Genomic DNA, 17947 nt, shown 5'->3' with positions numbered 1-17947 from the left:
TTATTTTTGCCACGATAGTGAGGTAAATGTCAAAGACATAAAAAATAAATGTTTATGGGAAAGAGGGAACTTATTGCGAAAAGATTAAGGGGTTTGACGAAAGGCAATGGGGCTGCGGGTTGGCGGGGTTATGGATGAGAATGTCATTACGTGAACGTCAACGTAAATTGCTTTGTTTGGAGTTTTGGCTCTAATTTTTACATTGACGCTACATTTTGAGTGCCCTAGATTGGCGATGTGTGAGCAGCAAGATGCTTTAGCAAGAGAGTTGACTGTTGCCTCACCAAGCTCTGTTTAAGCACGTTTCCGTTGGCTTGACCCTCGCAACCGCGAGGGTCTTCTTTTTCTGCGTCTGTAAACGCTTGTTTCTGCTGGTGGCTATTGACGCAGCCAGCACTCACCTAGCAAGGGTAGGCTTGTTGCACGGCCGCCAGGACGCGGGCAAACGGGTGGGCGGCCAACTGGCCTGCGCCCGCCAGCGATTTGGCCTTGACCCGGCTGGTCAGCGGTATGGCGATACCGCACAGGAAACGGGCCAGAACACGCGCATCCACCGAACCTGTCTTGGCAATCAGCGGATCGCACCAGGCGCGGATCCCCGCCTCGTTTGGCATGGTCAGTGAGGGCAGGGGCGGGAGATGCGCCACCTCGCCGCGACAAACCGAACAGTGGCCACAATGAACCGGCGCCCCCTCATCGGCAAAATAGCGGGCGAGGCGGTGGCTCAGGCACTCACTTGAGGTGAAAAAGTCGAGCATGGCTTGCAGTCTTGCCAGCTCGCTCTGCTCTTTTTGCAGGAACAGGGCGTGCAGGGCTTTTGCTTCCTGCTCATTGTCCCACCTTTGACGGTTGATCCGGTAGACCTCGGTCATCTGTTTGCTTTCAAGCTCGATCCAGCCTTGCTGCTGCAGGTAGTCGAGCGCCGCAACCGCCCGCTGTCGCTCCCCCTGATAGCCCTGCCAGAGGGCGTCAAAGTCCATGGTGCACCAACTGCGGGCTTGCGGGGCGCAGGCGAACAGTTGCTCCAGAAACTGGCGACGATCCGGATTGAAGCGACTCACTATCTCGCCTTTATCCAGCACAAACTTGAAGCGGTAGTCGGCGTAGTAGCTGTAGGCCGGGGTGATGATGCCTGCCATCTCCAGATAGACCAGCAGGGTTTTAAGGGGCAACTGGCGGATATTGGTGTCGTTGGAGAGGCGCAGCAGGGTGAATCCCCACTCGCTCCCGCTCTGCTTGATGATGGCAAGGAGCTGGAGGATGGCACTCAAATCCGGCGTATCGCCGTAGACGAAGTTCTCCAGCACCGGCAGCTGGCTCTGGTTGGCCAGCACGATACAGCGCGATGGCTGGCCATCCCGTCCGGCGCGGCCAATCTCCTGGCTGTAGTTCTCGATAGATTTGGGCAGATCGTAGTGAATGACCCGCCGGATATCCGCTTTGTCGATCCCCATACCAAAGGCGATGGTGGCGACGATGCAGTCCACCTTGCCCGCCATGAAGTCGTGCTGGATCTGACTGCGCAGCGCCGAGTCGAGCCCGGCATGATAGGCGCGGGCGTTGATCCCTTCTCTAATGAGTTGCTCGGCACAGGCTTCTGCGGTGTGTTGCAAGGTGACGTAGACGATGGTGGGGGCCGCCGGAGCGTTGGCCAGCTCCTGTGCGAGCCAGCTATCCCGCGCGTCGGGCGCCAGGGGAATGACCGCCAGATCAAGATTGGGGCGGTAGAAACCTGTGACCACGACCCCCTCCGGCGCGATGCCGAATTTGGTCTGCATATCCTGAATAACCGCCGGTGTGGCGGTGGCGGTGAGCAGCAGCACCTGCGGGATCTTCAGGTCATGGCGATAGCTCGGCAGCTTGAGGTAGTCGGGGCGAAAGTTGTGGCCCCACTCAGAAATACAGTGAGCTTCGTCAACCACCAGCAGTGAGAGCGGCACTTGCTGGATAAAACGGCGAAAACGCTCGTTCTTGAGTCGCTCCACCGAGATCATCAGGATCTTGAGCTGGTCATCCAGCGCCTGCTGCATCACTCGTCGGCTCTCCTCCGGGCTCTGGCTAGAGTCGAGGGTAGCGGCGCTTATTCCCTTGCTTTTAAGGAAGGCGAGTTGATCGTGCATCAGCGCCAGCAGCGGCGAGATAACCAGGGTCAGGTGAGGCAGGGCGAGGGCAGGCAGTTGATAACAGAGCGACTTGCCTGAGCCGGTGGGAAAGATGGCGGCGGCACTCTGACCTGCCAGCACCCGGCTGATCACCGCCTCCTGACCTGGCCTGAGTGCGGAGAAACCAAAATATTGGTTGAGCAGGGATGGGATCATGGCAAGGCTCCGCGGCAAATGGGGGATGATAGCACAGCGATGCCGGTCACGGGTGACACAGGAATGGTCGTGAGGGTAAGGGCAGAGAGTGTCGATAAAACGTACAAAAATGGGTGGTTGCGCTGTGGTTAAGGTTTTGTTGCGGTTTTTTGTGATGGAAACGGGATATTTTTTGGTGAGTCTCTGGAAAAAAAAGATGGCGAATGGGATATTCCGTCATGCAATCCGGTGACTGGCGGATCGGCCCGACAGAAGGCTGGCCACAGACACCACATTCGGGCGACAGGGGTCTCCCGATGAGTGGTTGCAGACAGGACTCATGATTCATGCACTACGGTGCTTAGGGACTTTTTTGATGACACAACAACACCCCCTCCTTCGGCTGGTCAATAGCACCAGTCTGGTCAGCCAGATCCTGGTTGGTCTGGTATTCGGTATCTTGCTGGCTCTGTTTGCCCCCGAGTGGGCGAAAACGGCAGGTCTGCTCGGTAGTCTGTTTGTTGGTGCACTGAAAGCGGTAGCCCCGCTGCTGGTATTCGTACTAGTGATGGCGGCCATCATTGGTCACAAGCAGGGTCAGAAGACCAATATTCGCCCGCTGCTGGCGCTCTACCTGTTTGGTACTTTCTCTGCGGCCGTGGTCGCGGTGATTGCCAGCTTCCTGTTCCCCTCCAACCTCCATCTGGTGGCCAATACTGCCGAGATCACCCCGCCGGGCGGGATCACCGAGGTGCTGCAGACCCTGTTGTTCAACGTGGTGACCAACCCGGTCAAGGCGCTGATGGATGCCAACTATATCGGGATCCTGGCGTGGGCTATCGGTCTGGGTATCGCCATGCGCCATGCCAACGAGAGCACCAAGGCGCTGATCACTGACCTGTCTCACGGTGTCTCCGCCATCGTGAAAGCGGTGATCCGCTGTGCCCCGCTCGGGATCCTGGGTCTGGTTGCCTCCACGCTGGCAGAGACCGGCTTTGACGCCCTGTTTGGCTATGCCCAACTGCTGGTGGTGCTGATCGGCTGCATGCTGTTTATCGCCTTTGTGGTCAACCCGTTGATCGTCTTCTGGAAGATCAAGCGCAACCCCTATCCGCTGGTGCTGACTTGCCTCAAAGAGAGCGGCGTTACCGCCTTCTTTACCCGCAGCTCTGCCGCCAACATTCCGGTCAACATGGCGCTGTGTGAAAAACTGCGCCTGCCCAAAGATACCTACGCGGTCTCCATCCCGCTGGGTGCCACCATCAACATGGCAGGTGCGGCCATCACCATCACTGTGCTCGCCATGGCGGCGGTACATACCCTGGGGATGGAAGTGGACATGGCAACGGCCGTGCTGCTCTCCGTGGTTGCCACCATCAGTGCCTGTGGCGCGTCCGGTGTCGCCGGTGGCTCTTTGCTGCTGATCCCGCTGGCGTGCAGCCTGTTTGGTATCAGCAACGACATCGCCATGCAGGTAGTAGCCGTTGGCTTTATCATCGGCGTGCTGCAGGATTCTGCCGAGACAGCGCTGAACAGCTCCACCGACGTGCTGTTCACCGCCGCTGCTTGCATGGCTGAAGATGAAACCTTGCTGGATGTGGCTCCGGTACCGAGCCGCGAAGCCTGATCTCGCAACGGTCAGTTTCGCAACACACTTGCGCCCTCTTCGGAGGGCGCTTTTTATTGCCGGATTTGCTCTCTTTTCCTCTTTAAGCAGGCTCTTTGGCTGATGTGCCGGACATTCTGTCGCCCTTGTCCAGGGCGCTGCCTTATCTTTGTCCCTTCGAGTTGTGCTTACTCCCTCTGTTGTGCGTCACACACCTTTGTCTGCTCTGCTAACAGCCGATTGCTATGGCTTACCCCAGATCTTCAGGATAATCACAGCATCACAGCATCACAGCATCACAGCATCACAGCATCACAGAAGAATGGAGGTGGCTGGCTGCGGCAGATGAACCCAACTCGTCCTATCAGACACGCCATCATGGTTTGGTTAGGGGGAGTAAACGTGTTGGCGATATTGAGCTGCGGGCAGGGGGGCGTCATGTTGATACCCGATGTGCTCTGCCATGGCGCTGGTGAGCATACAGATATCCAACAAGGTGGGGGGAGTAATAAGGAGAGTGCAGGGCAATCGCGGTGGCACAGCAGAGATAAAAAAGCCAGCCGACTATTCGGCTGGCTTTTTGCTATCAGTGGCAGCTGGGGGATTAACCGACCAGCTGATAAAGGATGGCGGAGATGGCGATCATCCCCATCACAGCGACAAATACGTTACTGATATGGCCCTGATACTTCGCCATGGCCGGTACGCGCTTGATGGCGTACATCGGCATGATGAACAGGATGGTTGCTATGATCGGGCCGCCCAAGGATTCAATCATGCCCAGGATGGAGGGGTTGGCAATGGCAGTGCCCCACAGGGTCAGGATGAAGAAGGCGATGATGAACATCTCGACTTTCTTGGCGTTCGGCTCTTTGCCGGACTTGCGCATGTTCTGCACGATCATCCCTTTCAGACCTTCACGGGCACCCAGATAGTGGCCGAAGAAGGAGGATACGATGGCTACGAACGCAACCAACGGACCGAAGTAGGAGATGATGGGGCTAGCATGCTGGTTGGCCAGATAGGAGAGCACGGCGATGTTCTGAGCCTTGGCTTCCGCCAGCTGGGCCGGTGTCAGGCTCATGACGCAGGAGAAGACGAAGAACATCACGAAGCCCAGCAGCACCATGGCGGTACGCTTGAGGATGGCATCGGCTTTCTCGACCGCCTGATCACCATGGTCGCGGCGCTGGGCAAGGGAGAAGCTGGAGATGGCCGGGCTGTGGTTGAAGGAGAAGACCAGTACCGGAATGGTCAGCCACAGGGTAGTGGCGAAATCCTTGGCAGAGGGCACTTGCTCCAGCGCGGCACCGGTCCAGTCCGGGATCAGGTACAAAGAGATACCGGCCAGAATGGCGATCAGCGGATAAACCAGCAGCTCGGTCACTTTCAGCATCAGCTTTTCACCGGCCAGCATCACCGACATCATGCCCATGATCAGCACGATGGAGAGGATCCAGCGCGGCGGGGCACTCATCTGCAGCTGGTTGACCATGAAGCTTTCCACGGTGTTGGTGATGCCCACGCCGTAGATCAGCACGATGGGGTAGATGGCGAAGAAGTAGAGCAGGGTGATTAATTTACCGGCACCCACGCCAAAGTGCTCTTCCACCACTTCGGTGATGTCTGCATTTGGCTTTTTGGAGGAGAGCACGAAGCGGGCCAGACCACGGTGTGCCAGATAGGTCATGGGACCTACCAGCAGCGCCATGACGACCAGCGGCCAGAAACCGCCCATACCCGCGTTGATCGGCAGGAACAGGATCCCCGCGCCAACCGCGGTCCCGAACAGACTGATGACCCAGGTAGAGTCGCGTTTTTCCCAACGAGTGGTTTGAGTAGAGCAGATCCCTTGCTCTGTTGACGCCGCAACTCCCTGCGTGCCAGTGACTGTGTTTGACATCTATCTCACCCCGAATGTGTGGTTCTTATTAAGTCGGCGCAAGGATACGGTTTTTCTAATCAAAAATGTTGATCAAATTCATCTTTACGGCACGAAAAACCGCACTTTCTTATGGAAATGTGATCAAAACAAGAAAAATTCAATTATTGTTTATCAATTGGCACGTTATTTTAGTGTTAATGATTAAATCTCGCCCAGCCAAATGTAAGTAAATTGTTATTTTGCGAGATGCTGGGCTAGCTGGTTGATCATGCTGGCGGTAGCCCCCCAGATAAAGTGCTGTTGCCAGGGGATCCAGTAGATAGTGTGTGCTTTCCCCCCTCTGGAAAGGGTCAGGGGGATGTGGTTGCGCCGATCCAGCAGATGGGTCAGCGGCACTTCAAAGGCGTGATCCACCTCATCCGGACTCAGGATGAGGGGATAGTTGCCATCGAGCAGCCCCAGCACCGGCAGCACCTCGAATCGTGACACTGTATTGAGCGGGTTGAGGGTGCCGATCACTTCAATCAGTCGGGCCGGAATGCCGAGCTCCTCTTCGGTCTCCCGCAGCGCCGTGGCAATGAGGTTTTCGTCGCCGGGATCCTGTCGCCCGCCGGGGAAGCTGATCTGCCCCCCATGATGACGCAGCCGTGGGCTGCGCCGAGTCAGTAACACGCTGAGCCCCTCATTGCGCATCACCACCGGGATCAATACCGCAGCCGGACTGAGCCCGCCAATGGCGAGGCGATGGGCCGGGGCGGGTCGCTGCAACTGGAAGCGGGTCAGCAGTTCGTGGCGATCCATGGCGGGGAGCTCTCCTGTGTGTTGCCTTGATGGTGGGGAGGGTTACAGCGCCGAGAGGGGCGGAAGGATGCGGGCGACTTTGTCATAGGTCTCCTGATATTCGCTGTCGGCGTCGGAGTCGGCGATGATGCCGCCACCGGCCCAGCAGTGCAGACGACCCGCTTCGGCGATCAAAGTGCGAATGCAGATGCTGGTGTCCATTCGGCCATGCTGGCTGAGATAGCCGATGCTGCCGCAATAGGCGTTGCGGCGCTGGGGCTCCAGCTCTTCGATGATCTCCATGGCCCGGATCTTGGGGGCGCCGGTGATGGAACCACCCGGGAAACAGGCCCGCAGCAGATCGACTCCTTGCCAGCGTGCATCCAGCTCACCGTGGATGGTGGAGACCAGATGATGTACCGCCGGAAACGACTCGACCGCAAAGAGATGAGGCACGCTGACCGAGCCCGGCCGGCTGACCCGACCGATGTCGTTGCGCAGCAGATCAACGATCATCAGATTCTCTGATCTGTCCTTGTCCGCCTGCGCCAGCTCCAGCGCGACTTGCCGATCGGTGGCCGGATCGGGGTGGCGAGGGCGAGTGCCTTTGATGGGTTTGGTTTCGATATGGCGACCATCAAGCAGCAGGAACCGCTCGGGGGAGAGGCTCAGCAGCGCGCTCTCTGGCAGACGGATAAAGGCTGAGAAAGGGGCTTTGTTGGCGGTTGCCAGCAGGCAGTAGGCCTGCCACTCATCCCCCTGATATGGGGCGCTGAAACGCTGGGTCAGGTTGATCTGGTAGCAATCCCCCGCGGCAAGGTATTCCTGAATGCGGGCAAACTTTTCGCCATACTCGGCGCGGCTCATATTGCTCTGCCACGCCCCCAGCAAGGCAAAAGCGGGTGCCGGTTTGGCCTGCTGCTGTTCAAGCCAGGCCAGCCGGTTGGCAAGGCCCGCTTCATCCCCCCAGTGCACCAGCTGCCAGTCGCCGGTCGCCACATTGCGCAGTAGCGCCCAGTCGTAGATGCCCACCGCCATGTCCGGCACCGCGATATCGGCGGTGGCCTGCACTGGTAGTCGCTCGAAGCGACGGCCCAGATCATAGCCAAACAGGCCGAGGGCGCCGCCAATAAAGGGCAGGTGAGTGGCGCACAGTTCCAGCTCCCCCAGCAGCTGTTGCTGGGTATGGGCCAGCAGGGCGAGGGGATCTTCGTGGTGTTTGCTGCTCTTACCATGCCGGGTGAGAGTGGTCACCTGGCCACGGGTTTCGAGGGTCGCCAGCGGATCGGCAGTGATGATATCAAAGCCGTTATCGGCACCGAGTGGTCCCGCCGATTCCAGCAACATGGCCCACGGCTGATGTTGCAGGCGGGCAAAAAGCTGATGGAGTTCAGCACTATGGTCTAGATGATGGATATGAAGTGTTGGCGTCATTTTATGTTACACAGGCAACAGTTTGGTTCCCGAACCCTAGTCGGTGCTGGTGGGCAAGCGTATCATAGGTGTCGGTGACTTAAGAAAAAACTGCCGTGTCGTTCGTTTTTTGCTGGTTGATAGTTTTTAGCCAGCACGTCAGCACGGCCCATCATATGGAAGCCCTTGCCCTGCTCCGTGGCAGCGACAAGGACCAGTGAGGATGATATGAGCATTATAAAAAAACAGGATTTCATCGATTCTATCGCAGATGCCCTCCAGTACATCTCCTATTACCACCCGTTGGATTTTGTTCAGGCTGCCAAAGCGGCGTATGACCGTGAGGCCAACCCGGCCGCCAAAGATGCGTTGGCCCAGATCCTGATCAACTCCCGCATGTCCGCCGAAGGTCATCGCCCGCTCTGTCAGGACACCGGCATCGTGACCTGTTTCGTCAAGATTGGCATGCAAGTGCAGTGGGACAGCGACATGACAGTGCAGGAGATGGTGGACGAAGGGACCCGTCGTGCCTACACCAATCCTGACAACCCGCTGCGCGCCTCCGTGCTGGCCGATCCGGCCGGCAGTCGCAAAAACACCAAAGACAACGCCCCTGCCGTGGTGCATATCGACATGATCCCCGGCAACAAGGTGGAAGTGAGCATCGCGGCCAAAGGCGGCGGCTCCGAGAACAAATCCAAGATGGTGATGCTCAACCCCTCTGACGATATCGTCGAGTGGGTGCTGAAAACCGTGCCGACCATGGGCGCAGGCTGGTGCCCGCCTGGCATGCTGGGCATCGGCATCGGCGGTACCGCCGAGAAAGCGGCGGTGCTGGCCAAAGAGGCCCTGATGGAGCACATCGACATTCAGGAGCTGATCGCCCGTGGCCCGCAAACCACTGAAGAGAAGCTGCGGGTCGAGCTCTACGACAAGGTCAACAAGCTGGGGATCGGTGCCCAGGGGCTGGGCGGCCTCACTACAGTGCTGGATGTGAAGGTGAAATCTGCGCCGACTCACGCCGCCTCCAAGCCGGTGGTGATGATCCCCAACTGCGCCGCGACCCGTCACGTTCATTTCGAGCTGGATGGTTCAGGGCCCGCCGAGCTGACCCCGCCGAAACTGAGCGACTGGCCGGAGATCACCCGTGAAGCGGGTGGCAATGTGCGCCGCGTCAATGTCGATGGCATCACCAAGGCCGAGCTGGCCAGCTGGAAGAGCGGTGATACCGTGCTGCTCTCCGGCAAGATCCTCACCGGTCGTGACGCAGCCCACAAGCGTATCGCCGACATGCTGAAAAATGGCGAAGGGCTGCCAGAAGGGGTCGATTTCACCAACCGCTTCATCTATTACGTTGGCCCGGTCGATGCGGTGCGTGACGAAGTAGTTGGCCCGGCAGGCCCCACCACCTCCACCCGGATGGACAAGTTCACCGACATGATGCTGGGTGAAACTGGCCTTATCGGCATGATCGGCAAATCCGAGCGTGGCCCGAAAACCGTCGAGAGTATCAAGCAGCACAAGGCCGTCTATCTGATGGCGGTGGGCGGCGCTGCTTATCTGGTGGCCAAGGCCATCAAGAAGGCGCGCGTGGTGGCTTTTGCCGATCTCGGCATGGAAGCGATCTACGAGTTTGAAGTGGAAGATATGCCGGTGACCGTTGCGGTCGACTCCGAAGGCAACAACATTCACGAAACCGGCCCGGCCTACTGGTCGGCCAAGATTGCCGAGCTGGATGGCAAGCTCTCCTCCTGAGTGACCGTTTCCGCTGCCGGTTAACGGTATCGGCCCTGTAAAGAAGGCGCGTCCATCCGGATGCGCCTTGTTGCTTTGGCTGGCCTGTTATGGGCTCAGGTTGGCCGTTTACGGCAAGCGGGTATAAAAAAGGATGGCGTGACGCCATCCTTTTTCGTTGTGCTTGTGCTCTGGCAGCAGACAGCAGAGCAATCGCCCTTGGCTTTAGGCCTTTTTCAGGTAGGCAGCAACCAGTACGATCTGCACGCCGTTGACCTTGCCTTCGATATGGAGCGGGTTGTTGGTCAGACGGATGCCCTTGACCAGGGTGCCGCGCTTGGCGGTAAAACCGGCGCCTTTCACGTCCAGATCCTTGATCAGGGTAACGGAGTCGCCCTCTTGCAGCACGGCGCCGTTGGAGTCAACGGTTGGTACGCTGTCGTCATCTTCGTCAGCAATACCAGCTTCAGCCCAAGCCTTGGCTTCGTCTTCCATGTACATCATGTCCAGCAGATCCTGAGCCCATACTTCACCCTTGCCGGAGAGTGCTTTGAGCTGGCGCCATGCCATCACCTGCACCGCAGGCACCTGGCTCCACATGCTGTCACTCAGGCAACGCCAGTGGTTCACCACCAGGGTATCCGGTTGTTCCAGCTGACCACGGCAGGTGTCACAGATAGCAACGCTGTGATCATCGTCGCTGGCGGGGGAGTGAGGCACCACGAAGGCGGTCAGCGCCTGCTCGGCGCTGCACAGTTCACACTTGGCGCCCGCGCGCGCTTGCAGAATGGCGTTGATGGTCATGTTGTTGGTCCCATAGCTAGTGTAAAGCGACCCGCGTTGGGCGGGGCGCGTGAAAGAGGGGGCGGAATATAGCATAAAACCCCGTACTTTGTCAGGTCTGCCCTGGGTCACAGGGTTGGCGGTGCTGTTGTGCGGCACAGATCGTCAGGTATTGAGAGTGCAATTTGAAGCGGGATCGCTAGAATGAGCCTCCTTTTTGACTGCAAGGCAGGGGCATTCGTGCTGGCTCAACGTTTTCAACACCTGGATCGACTGCTCACCCGCTACCGACGCTGGTGGCAGTATCAGCCATATCATCATCTGACCATGGCCTTTGCCGATGAGGCGCCCGAACTGGCGGCGTTGCTCAATGGGCTGACGCTCGGCCAGTTGGCAGAGCTCGATGCGGATATGGGCGCCCTCAGCAGTCTACTTGCCCCCTGGATTGCCGAGGGAGCCGAGCTGCAGCAACTCAGCCAGCTTGCCTGGTTTACCCCTGATCCCATCACTTGCAGCAAGGAGATGGCACTGCATATGCCGGGGCGCAAGCAGGCCCAGATCGAGTCGTTCACCGCCTGTCTGCCTGCCCATCAGGGCCCCTATCTGGAGTGGTGTGCCGGTAAGGGCCACCTTGGGCGGCTGGTGTCACTTCATCGACAGGCTCCGATCCTCAGTCTGGAGTTGCAAGATCAGCTTTGTGACGAAGGTCGGCTGCTGGCCGAGCGGGATGGCGCCAATATGACCTTTACCTGCGCCGATGCTTTTGCCCCCGAGTCGGCGGCGCTGATCGCCCCTGAACATCACGCTATGGCACTCCATGCCTGCGGCGAGCTGCACACCCATCTGCTGGAACGGGTAGCCGAGCGCAGTGCCAGTGGAGTGACAATCTCTCCCTGTTGTTATCACCTGATCCGCAGCAGCCACTATCGCCCGCTGTCAGCCGCGGCCAACGCCAGCGAGCTGGTGTTGAGCAAGGCGGATCTCAAGTTGCCGCTACAGGAGACGGTGACCGGTGGCGCGCGGATCGCCCGCCTGCGCGAGCAGGAAGTGGTGTGGCGGCTCGGGTTTGACTGCCTGCAACGTCAGGTGCGCGGGGTGGATGAGTATCTGCCGGTGCCCAATATGCAAAAGAGCCTGCTGACCGGCACGTTTGAGGCATTCTGCGGCTGGGCTGCCGAGCGCAAAGCGATTGTGCTGCCCGCCGGGCTGGACTATCCCGCCTGGTTGGAGCACGGGGAGCGCCGCTTTGGTGATGTCGCACGCATGGAGCTGGTGCGTCATTTGTTTCGCCGTCCCCTCGAGATCTGGCTGGCGCTGGATCGCGCGCTCTTTTTGCAAGAGCAGGGTTATCGGGTCGAAGTGGGGGAGTTCTGTGCCAAACCCATGACCCCGCGCAATATCCTGATCCGCGCCATGCGTGCCTGACATCCGGCTATTTTGAGCATTTATCTTGAACATTGATGATGGCTGACAGATTGAGCCTGTCAGCCATTTTTTTCATCACGAACAATAACCGTATGGCTGGTCACCTGGCCGTCTCGACTGTTCTAAAAATGGGCGAAAGATCACGCTATGGCGTTTTCGTTTGGGTTCTTTTTCTTTGTTTCAGCTGCACTGAATATCACAAGGTGAAATGGCTCACAAATTTTGCTCATTTCTTAATTCTCATCGTGAATTTAGTTGTTGAAACACCTACTCTTGGAACGCATTAATTCAAACAAGGACGATAAACATGTTCAAACCCAAGCGTTGTGCCTGGCTGATCGCTGCCGCCTGCGCATTGCCAAGCTATGCCGCAATGAGTGCAGCCATGAATATTCAACCCGATCCGCAAAATGCGGGAGGATATGTGATTGCGGCCCCAGATCTGGCTGCCATGGAAAAAGCCAAGACGGCTAATCCCATGTATGCAATATGGGCCAAGGCATTGGCGACCCGGTCAAATAAAATCGTTGATGCCATTGAACCGGGTTTGGCAAGCAATCCTGACAACGTAAAACGGGTTGAACGGGTATTTCCCCAATCTGAATGGGAATATTTAACCCAGATGGCAGCGCCGGAATATACTTATGTCCGCTTCTTGCGAGCCATCGGTAAATTCCCTGCGTTCTGTGGTGAATATACTGACGGGCGTGATTCTGATGCGATCTGTAAAAAATCCATTGTGACGGCCTTTGCGCACTTCTCTCAGGAGACCGGTGGCCATATTGCCAAGGACAATATTTCCGACAACCCGCTGGGGCTGGAGGAGTGGCAACAGGCGCTGGTGCATGTGCGGGAGATGGGCTGGTCAGAGGGACAGACCGGCTACACCACAGGCTGTGGCCAGAACGACTGGCAGAACAAGAAGTGGCCCTGTAGTACCGGACAAGGTTACTTTGGCCGCGGCGCCAAGCAACTCTCCTACCACTTTAACTACGGCGCCTTCTCCGAGGCGATGTTCGATGGCGATGCCTCCGTGCTGCTCAACAACCCGGGGCTGGTAGCGGACTCCTGGCTCAACCTCGCTTCTGCCATCTGGTTCTTCCTTACCCCGCAGGCCCCGAAACCGGCCATGCTGCACGTGATTGATCGCACCTGGGTACCCTCCAAGCGGGAGGCCGATGCGGGTATCGGCTATGGCTTTGGTACCACCATCAACGTGATCAACGGTGGTATCGAGTGCGGTGAGCAGAACAAGGACAAGGGGCAGCCGGTCAATCGTATCCGCTACTGGGAAGGGCTGGCCAACCACTACCAGATCCCGATCAAGGCGGATGAGAAGAACACCTGCTGGCAGCAGACTCCCTATGGCAGCCTCAATCTTAACGGTGCTACCGACGTGCTCTACACCAACTGGGATGGCAACTGGAAATACTATCCGGATCGCCCGGGCGGTTACTCCTTCGAGTGCGAGCTGGTGGGCTTTCAGACCGCTTATTCTGCGCTGGTGCCGGGTGATTACGAGAAGTGCGTGACCAACTTCTACGGCTCCCACGCCAACTGGCCGAAAGTGCGGGTCGTGGACAAATTGACTCCACCGCCGGTCGATCCGAGTGAACCCCCCATCGGTGGCAACCCGGCCTGGGAAGCGACCAAGGTCTACACCGCTGGCAGCAAGGTGAGCTACAAGGGCGCCGTCTATCAGGCCAAATGGTGGACGCAAGGGGATGATCCCGCCAAAGGTGGCCCCTGGGCGTTGGTGACGACCCAATAATAAGAGTAAGAGATAGTTCATCCATTGATTGATAAGGAGAGGGGGGCTTAGCCCCCTTTTAATATACTTTTTCGCTGGGGGGGGAATATGTGGCAGCGATTGAAAGAAGATCCATCAATCTGGAGGTGGAACTATATTTCCCAGCAGCTTTTCTTTCCCACTTAAAGTGATGTAAACGGCCCGCATCAAAATTATTGATGGCTGAGATTAATGTTTCCCCTTGCTGCTTAGCAATATTCAAAAACGTTGAGTGATGTTTTGCTAAACGATGGGTTCGCAGAGCACACCCATGACGCTATCCTTCTCGTATTTATGATGAGGGTGTTTATTCTTCCCATCTATCAACTCATGGTATCACCCAGCTCGCTATTTATTTCACGGAGTGAGAAATGAACATGTTGGATGTAAAAGTCATATGTATCTATTTGTTTACGGATGAGTGTGCGTAGTTCAGCAGATTATTTTCACTGGGAGCGAGGTAATCTTGTTCGATTTTAAAGAATCGTTAAGGTGCGCAGATGAATGGGGATTGTCGTCTCGTTATCTGAATGGGAAGTCGTATGCGGTTTAATCACTAAGCAGATAATAGGAAAGAGGAGTGCACCATGGAACTGGTGGTGATCCGCCATGCAGAGACGCAGGCCAATGCGGAAGGGCGTTATCAGGGCGCGCTGGATATCGGGCTCAACGACGATGGCGTGCTTCAGATATCCCGGCTGGCTGAGAAGGTGGCTGTGACAGAGCCGCCGTTCGATCGGCTGCTGGCATCCCCCCTGCTGCGAACAAGGGAGAGCGCTGCCATCTTGTCTCGTCAGTTGGGATTGCATGTGGAGCTTGTGTCAGCCTTTCGTGAGAGGGATGTCGGCCTGTTTGAAGGGCTGACGCAGGCAGAAGCAAGGGATCGCTATCCCGAACTGTGGGCGCGCAATATCACCCGGCGCTGGGCTGACGCTCCTCCCGGTGGTGAAACCATTGATGAGGTGATTGCTCGGGTCTCGCAGGGACTCACGGAACTTGCTTCGACCATGCAAGGGGAGCGGATACTGCTGGTGGCGCATGGTGTGGTCGCCAAGGTGATCCACGCCGTAACGATTGCCGGTTTTGATGACTTCTTTGAATGGCAATTGCCCAACGGCGGCATGCTGTCGGTGAGGCTCTCTCTGGCTGATGGTGGCCCACTGCGCTTTAGCCGTCCCCTTGATGGTTGTGATTGAAAAGTGCACCAAAAGCATGACGAGAAAAAGCGCTACCGAAGAGGAGTAGCGCTGTCTTTTGTATTCGTTGCGGTTGGTTATCTCTGCAGGCACAGGTTAGCAGTGTCACCAGAGGGCAGGGGGGGGCGCCATCAGGTCGGTTCCGGCTCCTCTTTGCGGCAGCAGTTGCGACCCTGCTTTTTGGCCAGATAGAGGGCGGTGTCGGCTCGTCTAACCATCTTCTCTACAGTGTCATGGCTGCCCTTGCTGGCGCTGATCCCGATACTGATGGTGAGGGAGATCTCAAGAGCCCCCTCCAGTGCATGGTGCTGGGATTCGATGGCTAGCCTGATCCGCTCGGCGCTGGCCCAGGCGAGCTCGAGGGAGGTTTCCGGTAGCAGTACGATAAACTCCTCGCCACCCCAGCGACCCAGCATGTCCACCTCCCGCAGTTGTTTGCTGATCCGTTTCACCAGACTCAGGATCGCCAGATCTCCCTGCTGATGGCCAAAGGTGTCGTTGACTTCCTTGAAGTGGTCGATATCGATCAGCAGCAGGCTCATGGTATGGCCGAAACGCTGGCAGCGCTGCATCTCGGCGTTGACCAGCTCGTTGAAGCGGCGCCGGTTGGCAATGCCGGTCAGGGGATCCGTGGTGGCGGAGACCTTCAACTCCTCCACCAGTCGGGCTCGCTCCGAGATATCCCGCAAGATGGCGGTCATCTCGGTGGTCGGGCCCAAATTGATTTTGGCGATGGTCACCTCCAGCGGGAATTCGCTGCCGTCTCGGCGCAGACCCATCACAGAGGCGCGGGCATGCATCGGGCGCGAATTGATGGGGGAGCTGCTGAAGGCTTTGAAATAGGTTTCGTGATTGGCGCGAAAACGCTGGGGAAGCAGGGTTTCCAACCGCTTGCCGAGATAGCTCTCGTCGATGCCGAACATCTCGCAGGCGGCGGTATTGATAAGCTCGATGCGTGACTCGCTGCTGACACTGATGATGCCGTCATAGGCGGAGTTGACCACCGCTTCGAAGCGGCGGCGACTGGTGGTGAGCGCCTCTTCCAACTGCATCCTGGCGGTGATGTCGATGGCGGTCACGATGATCCGGTTGATCCGTGCCTGCTCGGGGATGATTGGGGAGAGAATAAAGCGCCACCAACTGGTACGCGAGAGGCTGTCGATAGGCAGCTCGCTCTCGAGCCCTGTCTGCATGCGCACACATTCGTGCATTGGCGGCTCGATGGTATTGGTGATGTAGCGGGGAAACATCTCGCTCAACTGTTTGCCAATGCTGCCAAGGACATCCAGCTCGAACGCCTTGGCAAAGGTATCGTTGGCAGAGACCAGCACAAAGTGATCATCCTTGTCGAGGCTGAACACCGCCACGGCAGCGCCGATGGCGTCGAGAGATGACTTTATGTCGGCATGGGAACCCTGTGTAAACATGCGACCTCCACGGCGAATAACATATTGATATTCAGTATAGTGTGGTCGTTTGGCTAACTACTCTTCGATATCCAGCAACACCAGAATGGCGCTGTCGCCACCCCATTCGCGGGGAGCCTGATGGAAGGCGCGCACATTGGGGTGCTGGGCCAGCCAGCTGGGAATGCGCTGCTTGAGAATATGTTTGCCGATGCCGTGCATCACCGAGGCGACGTGAATGTTCTCTTTTTGGCAGAGGGTGAGCAGGGCGGCCAGCTCCTGTTTTGCCTGCTGCTGGTTCATGCCGTGCAGATCGAGATAGATCTCCGGCGGATAAATGCCCCGCTTGAGCTTTTTCAGCTCAAATTTTGACACATCTTCCCGCACGTAACGGGTCGGCCCATCATCGTCGAGATGGGGCTGATACTCATCGCTGAAATAGTGGTCAACCCCAAGCTTTTCGCGGGTTTCGCGCAATTCGCGTTTCTGCTTGACCGGGCGTAACTCGGCCCTTATGGTATCTTGCTTGATTTTCCGGGTACCTTTTATCGCATCGCGGAACAGCAGGGTTTCCTCGTCTGTCGGTGAGGGCGTTTTTTTCATCAGATGCTCATGTATTAGGTATGCGTCTTGCCCGCAACGTAAACGGGGCTCGGGCCGGATATTACTCGACTTGGAGGTGGATTTGGACAAGATATTTATCGATGAGGTGGTTGCCGAGATGCACACCATCCAGGACATGTTGCGTTGGGCCATGAGTCGTTTCAACGACGCCGGGATTTTTTACGGTCATGGAACCGACAACGCCTGGGATGAAGCTGTGCAGCTGGTACTGCCCGCGTTACATCTGCCACCGGATGTAGACCCGGCCATGCGCCACTCCCGTTTGACCAGCAGCGAGCGTCACCGTATCGCCGAACTGATTATCCGCCGCGTACAGGAGCGGGTACCCGCCGCCTATCTGACCAACAAGGCTTGGTATGCCGGTTGGGAGTTCTACGTGGACGAGCGGGTGCTCATTCCCCGTTCCCCCATTGCCGAGATGGTGGCCAACCGTTTCGCACCCTTCCTCAAACATGAACCGACCCGGATCATGGACCTGTGCACCGGCTCCGGTTGCATCGCCATCATCATGGCCCACGAGTTCCCTGAAGCGGAAGTAGATGCCATCGACATCAGCATTGATGCACTGAACGTGGCCGAGCGCAACATCAACGATCACGGGCTGGAGCAGCAGGTCATTCCGATCCGCTCCGATCTGTTCCGCGATCTGCCAGCGGGCGACAAGTACGATCTCATCGTCTCCAACCCGCCTTATGTGGACTCCGAAGATATGTCGGATCTGCCGGACGAGTTCCGTCACGAGCCCGAGCTGGCGCTGGCGTCCGGCTCCGATGGTCTCAAGCTGACCAAGCGTCTGCTGGCCCATGCGGCAGATTTCCTCAAGGATAACGGCGTGCTGGTGGTCGAAGTGGGCAACAGCATGATCCATCTGGAAGCCCAGTTCCCCGAGATCCCCTTTACCTGGGTTGAATTCGAAAACGGCGGTCACGGCGTCTTTGTGATGACCCGTGACGAGCTGGTGCAGTATCAGGATCATTTCGCCATCTACAAGAACTAAGCAGGAGCGCGC

Annotated in this window: 13 protein-coding genes; 6 read left to right on the top strand and 7 right to left on the bottom strand. The window is 57.4% G+C overall.

Annotated elements, in window-relative coordinates; genetic code table 11:
• Positions 1-401 precede the first annotated feature (401 nt).
• Positions 402-2318, bottom strand: coding sequence for a RecQ family ATP-dependent DNA helicase (locus ACTG1K_RS14090; RefSeq protein ID WP_440005800.1), 1917 nt, complete (start codon positions 2316-2318; stop codon positions 402-404).
• Between the two features lie 355 nt (positions 2319-2673).
• Between ACTG1K_RS14090 and sstT the strand changes: the two genes are divergently transcribed.
• Positions 2674-3924 (top strand): serine/threonine transporter SstT, encoded by a 1251-nt coding sequence (gene sstT, locus ACTG1K_RS14085; RefSeq protein ID WP_139473892.1) that lies wholly within the window; start codon positions 2674-2676, stop codon positions 3922-3924.
• Positions 3925-4507: 583 nt separating this feature from the next.
• Here sstT and ACTG1K_RS14080 read toward each other — a convergent pair.
• The 3 genes from ACTG1K_RS14080 to pabB form a co-directional block, all read right to left on the bottom strand.
• On the bottom strand, positions 4508-5806 hold the full coding sequence (locus tag ACTG1K_RS14080; protein WP_107682926.1) for a serine/threonine transporter: 1299 nt from the start codon (positions 5804-5806) through the stop codon (positions 4508-4510).
• Positions 5807-6022: 216 nt separating this feature from the next.
• Positions 6023-6589, bottom strand: a complete 567-nt coding sequence (locus ACTG1K_RS14075; RefSeq protein ID WP_111900929.1) for a CoA pyrophosphatase — start codon at positions 6587-6589, stop codon at positions 6023-6025.
• 42 nt (positions 6590-6631) lie between these two features.
• Complete coding sequence (gene pabB, locus ACTG1K_RS14070) at positions 6632-7915, bottom strand: aminodeoxychorismate synthase component I (protein ID WP_421334628.1); 1284 nt, start codon at positions 7913-7915, stop codon at positions 6632-6634.
• Between the two features lie 294 nt (positions 7916-8209).
• On the opposite strand from pabB, the gene ACTG1K_RS14065 reads away from it, so the two are divergent.
• Positions 8210-9736: a fumarate hydratase gene (locus tag ACTG1K_RS14065; protein ID WP_005351759.1), complete on the top strand. Its 1527-nt coding sequence runs from the start codon at positions 8210-8212 to the stop codon at positions 9734-9736.
• A gap of 204 nt (positions 9737-9940) precedes the next feature.
• Here ACTG1K_RS14065 and ACTG1K_RS14060 read toward each other — a convergent pair whose 3' ends face one another.
• A complete protein-coding gene (locus ACTG1K_RS14060; protein ID WP_005333203.1) occupies positions 9941-10519 on the bottom strand; it encodes a PhnA domain-containing protein in 579 nt (192 codons plus the stop codon).
• A 183-nt stretch (positions 10520-10702) separates the two neighbouring features.
• Here ACTG1K_RS14060 and ACTG1K_RS14055 point away from each other — a divergent pair, with 183 nt between their 5' ends.
• From ACTG1K_RS14055 to ACTG1K_RS14045, 3 genes are all read left to right on the top strand, one after another.
• Positions 10703-11923: a methyltransferase gene (locus tag ACTG1K_RS14055; protein ID WP_440005797.1), complete on the top strand. Its 1221-nt coding sequence runs from the start codon at positions 10703-10705 to the stop codon at positions 11921-11923.
• Between the two features lie 307 nt (positions 11924-12230).
• On the top strand, positions 12231-13694 hold the full coding sequence (locus ACTG1K_RS14050; RefSeq protein WP_429155875.1) for a chitinase: 1464 nt from the start codon (positions 12231-12233) through the stop codon (positions 13692-13694).
• A 605-nt stretch (positions 13695-14299) separates the two neighbouring features.
• Positions 14300-14908 carry a histidine phosphatase family protein gene (locus ACTG1K_RS14045; RefSeq protein WP_440005795.1) on the top strand — a complete coding sequence of 203 codons (609 nt, stop codon included), beginning with the start codon at positions 14300-14302 and terminating at the stop codon, positions 14906-14908.
• 131 nt (positions 14909-15039) lie between these two features.
• Here ACTG1K_RS14045 and ACTG1K_RS14040 read toward each other — a convergent pair whose 3' ends face one another.
• A complete protein-coding gene (locus ACTG1K_RS14040) occupies positions 15040-16335 on the bottom strand; it encodes a sensor domain-containing diguanylate cyclase (RefSeq protein ID WP_440005793.1) in 1296 nt (431 codons plus the stop codon).
• Between the two features lie 57 nt (positions 16336-16392).
• Positions 16393-16917: an endonuclease SmrB gene (gene smrB, locus ACTG1K_RS14035; protein ID WP_005333198.1), complete on the bottom strand. Its 525-nt coding sequence runs from the start codon at positions 16915-16917 to the stop codon at positions 16393-16395.
• An 82-nt stretch (positions 16918-16999) separates the two neighbouring features.
• On the opposite strand from smrB, the gene prmB reads away from it, so the two are divergent.
• Positions 17000-17935, top strand: coding sequence for a 50S ribosomal protein L3 N(5)-glutamine methyltransferase (prmB, locus tag ACTG1K_RS14030; protein ID WP_005360393.1), 936 nt, complete (start codon positions 17000-17002; stop codon positions 17933-17935).
• Positions 17936-17947 lie beyond the last annotated feature (12 nt).

The sequence above is a fragment of the Aeromonas sp. 102P genome (genome assembly GCF_051920345.1).
Taxonomy (GTDB): Bacteria; Pseudomonadota; Gammaproteobacteria; order Enterobacterales; family Aeromonadaceae; genus Aeromonas; species Aeromonas veronii.
Note: the sequence above shows the minus strand (reverse complement) of the source record. Positions and strands in the feature narration are given on the sequence as shown.

Coding starts and splice junctions, on each gene's coding strand:
- ACTG1K_RS14040 (WP_440005793.1), bottom strand. CDS start 16,335: ATGTTTACACAGGGTTCCCATGCCGACATAAAGTCATCTCTCGACGCC.
- smrB (WP_005333198.1), bottom strand. CDS start 16,917: ATGAAAAAAACGCCCTCACCGACAGACGAGGAAACCCTGCTGTTCCGC.
- ACTG1K_RS14090 (WP_440005800.1), bottom strand. CDS start 2,318: ATGATCCCATCCCTGCTCAACCAATATTTTGGTTTCTCCGCACTCAGG.
- ACTG1K_RS14045 (WP_440005795.1), top strand. CDS start 14,300: ATGGAACTGGTGGTGATCCGCCATGCAGAGACGCAGGCCAATGCGGAA.
- ACTG1K_RS14080 (WP_107682926.1), bottom strand. CDS start 5,806: ATGTCAAACACAGTCACTGGCACGCAGGGAGTTGCGGCGTCAACAGAG.
- pabB (WP_421334628.1), bottom strand. CDS start 7,915: ATGTTGCTGGAATCGGCGGGACCACTCGGTGCCGATAACGGCTTTGAT.
- ACTG1K_RS14065 (WP_005351759.1), top strand. CDS start 8,210: ATGAGCATTATAAAAAAACAGGATTTCATCGATTCTATCGCAGATGCC.
- ACTG1K_RS14075 (WP_111900929.1), bottom strand. CDS start 6,589: ATGGATCGCCACGAACTGCTGACCCGCTTCCAGTTGCAGCGACCCGCC.
- ACTG1K_RS14055 (WP_440005797.1), top strand. CDS start 10,703: ATGAGCCTCCTTTTTGACTGCAAGGCAGGGGCATTCGTGCTGGCTCAA.
- ACTG1K_RS14060 (WP_005333203.1), bottom strand. CDS start 10,519: ATGACCATCAACGCCATTCTGCAAGCGCGCGCGGGCGCCAAGTGTGAA.
- ACTG1K_RS14050 (WP_429155875.1), top strand. CDS start 12,231: ATGTTCAAACCCAAGCGTTGTGCCTGGCTGATCGCTGCCGCCTGCGCA.
- sstT (WP_139473892.1), top strand. CDS start 2,674: ATGACACAACAACACCCCCTCCTTCGGCTGGTCAATAGCACCAGTCTG.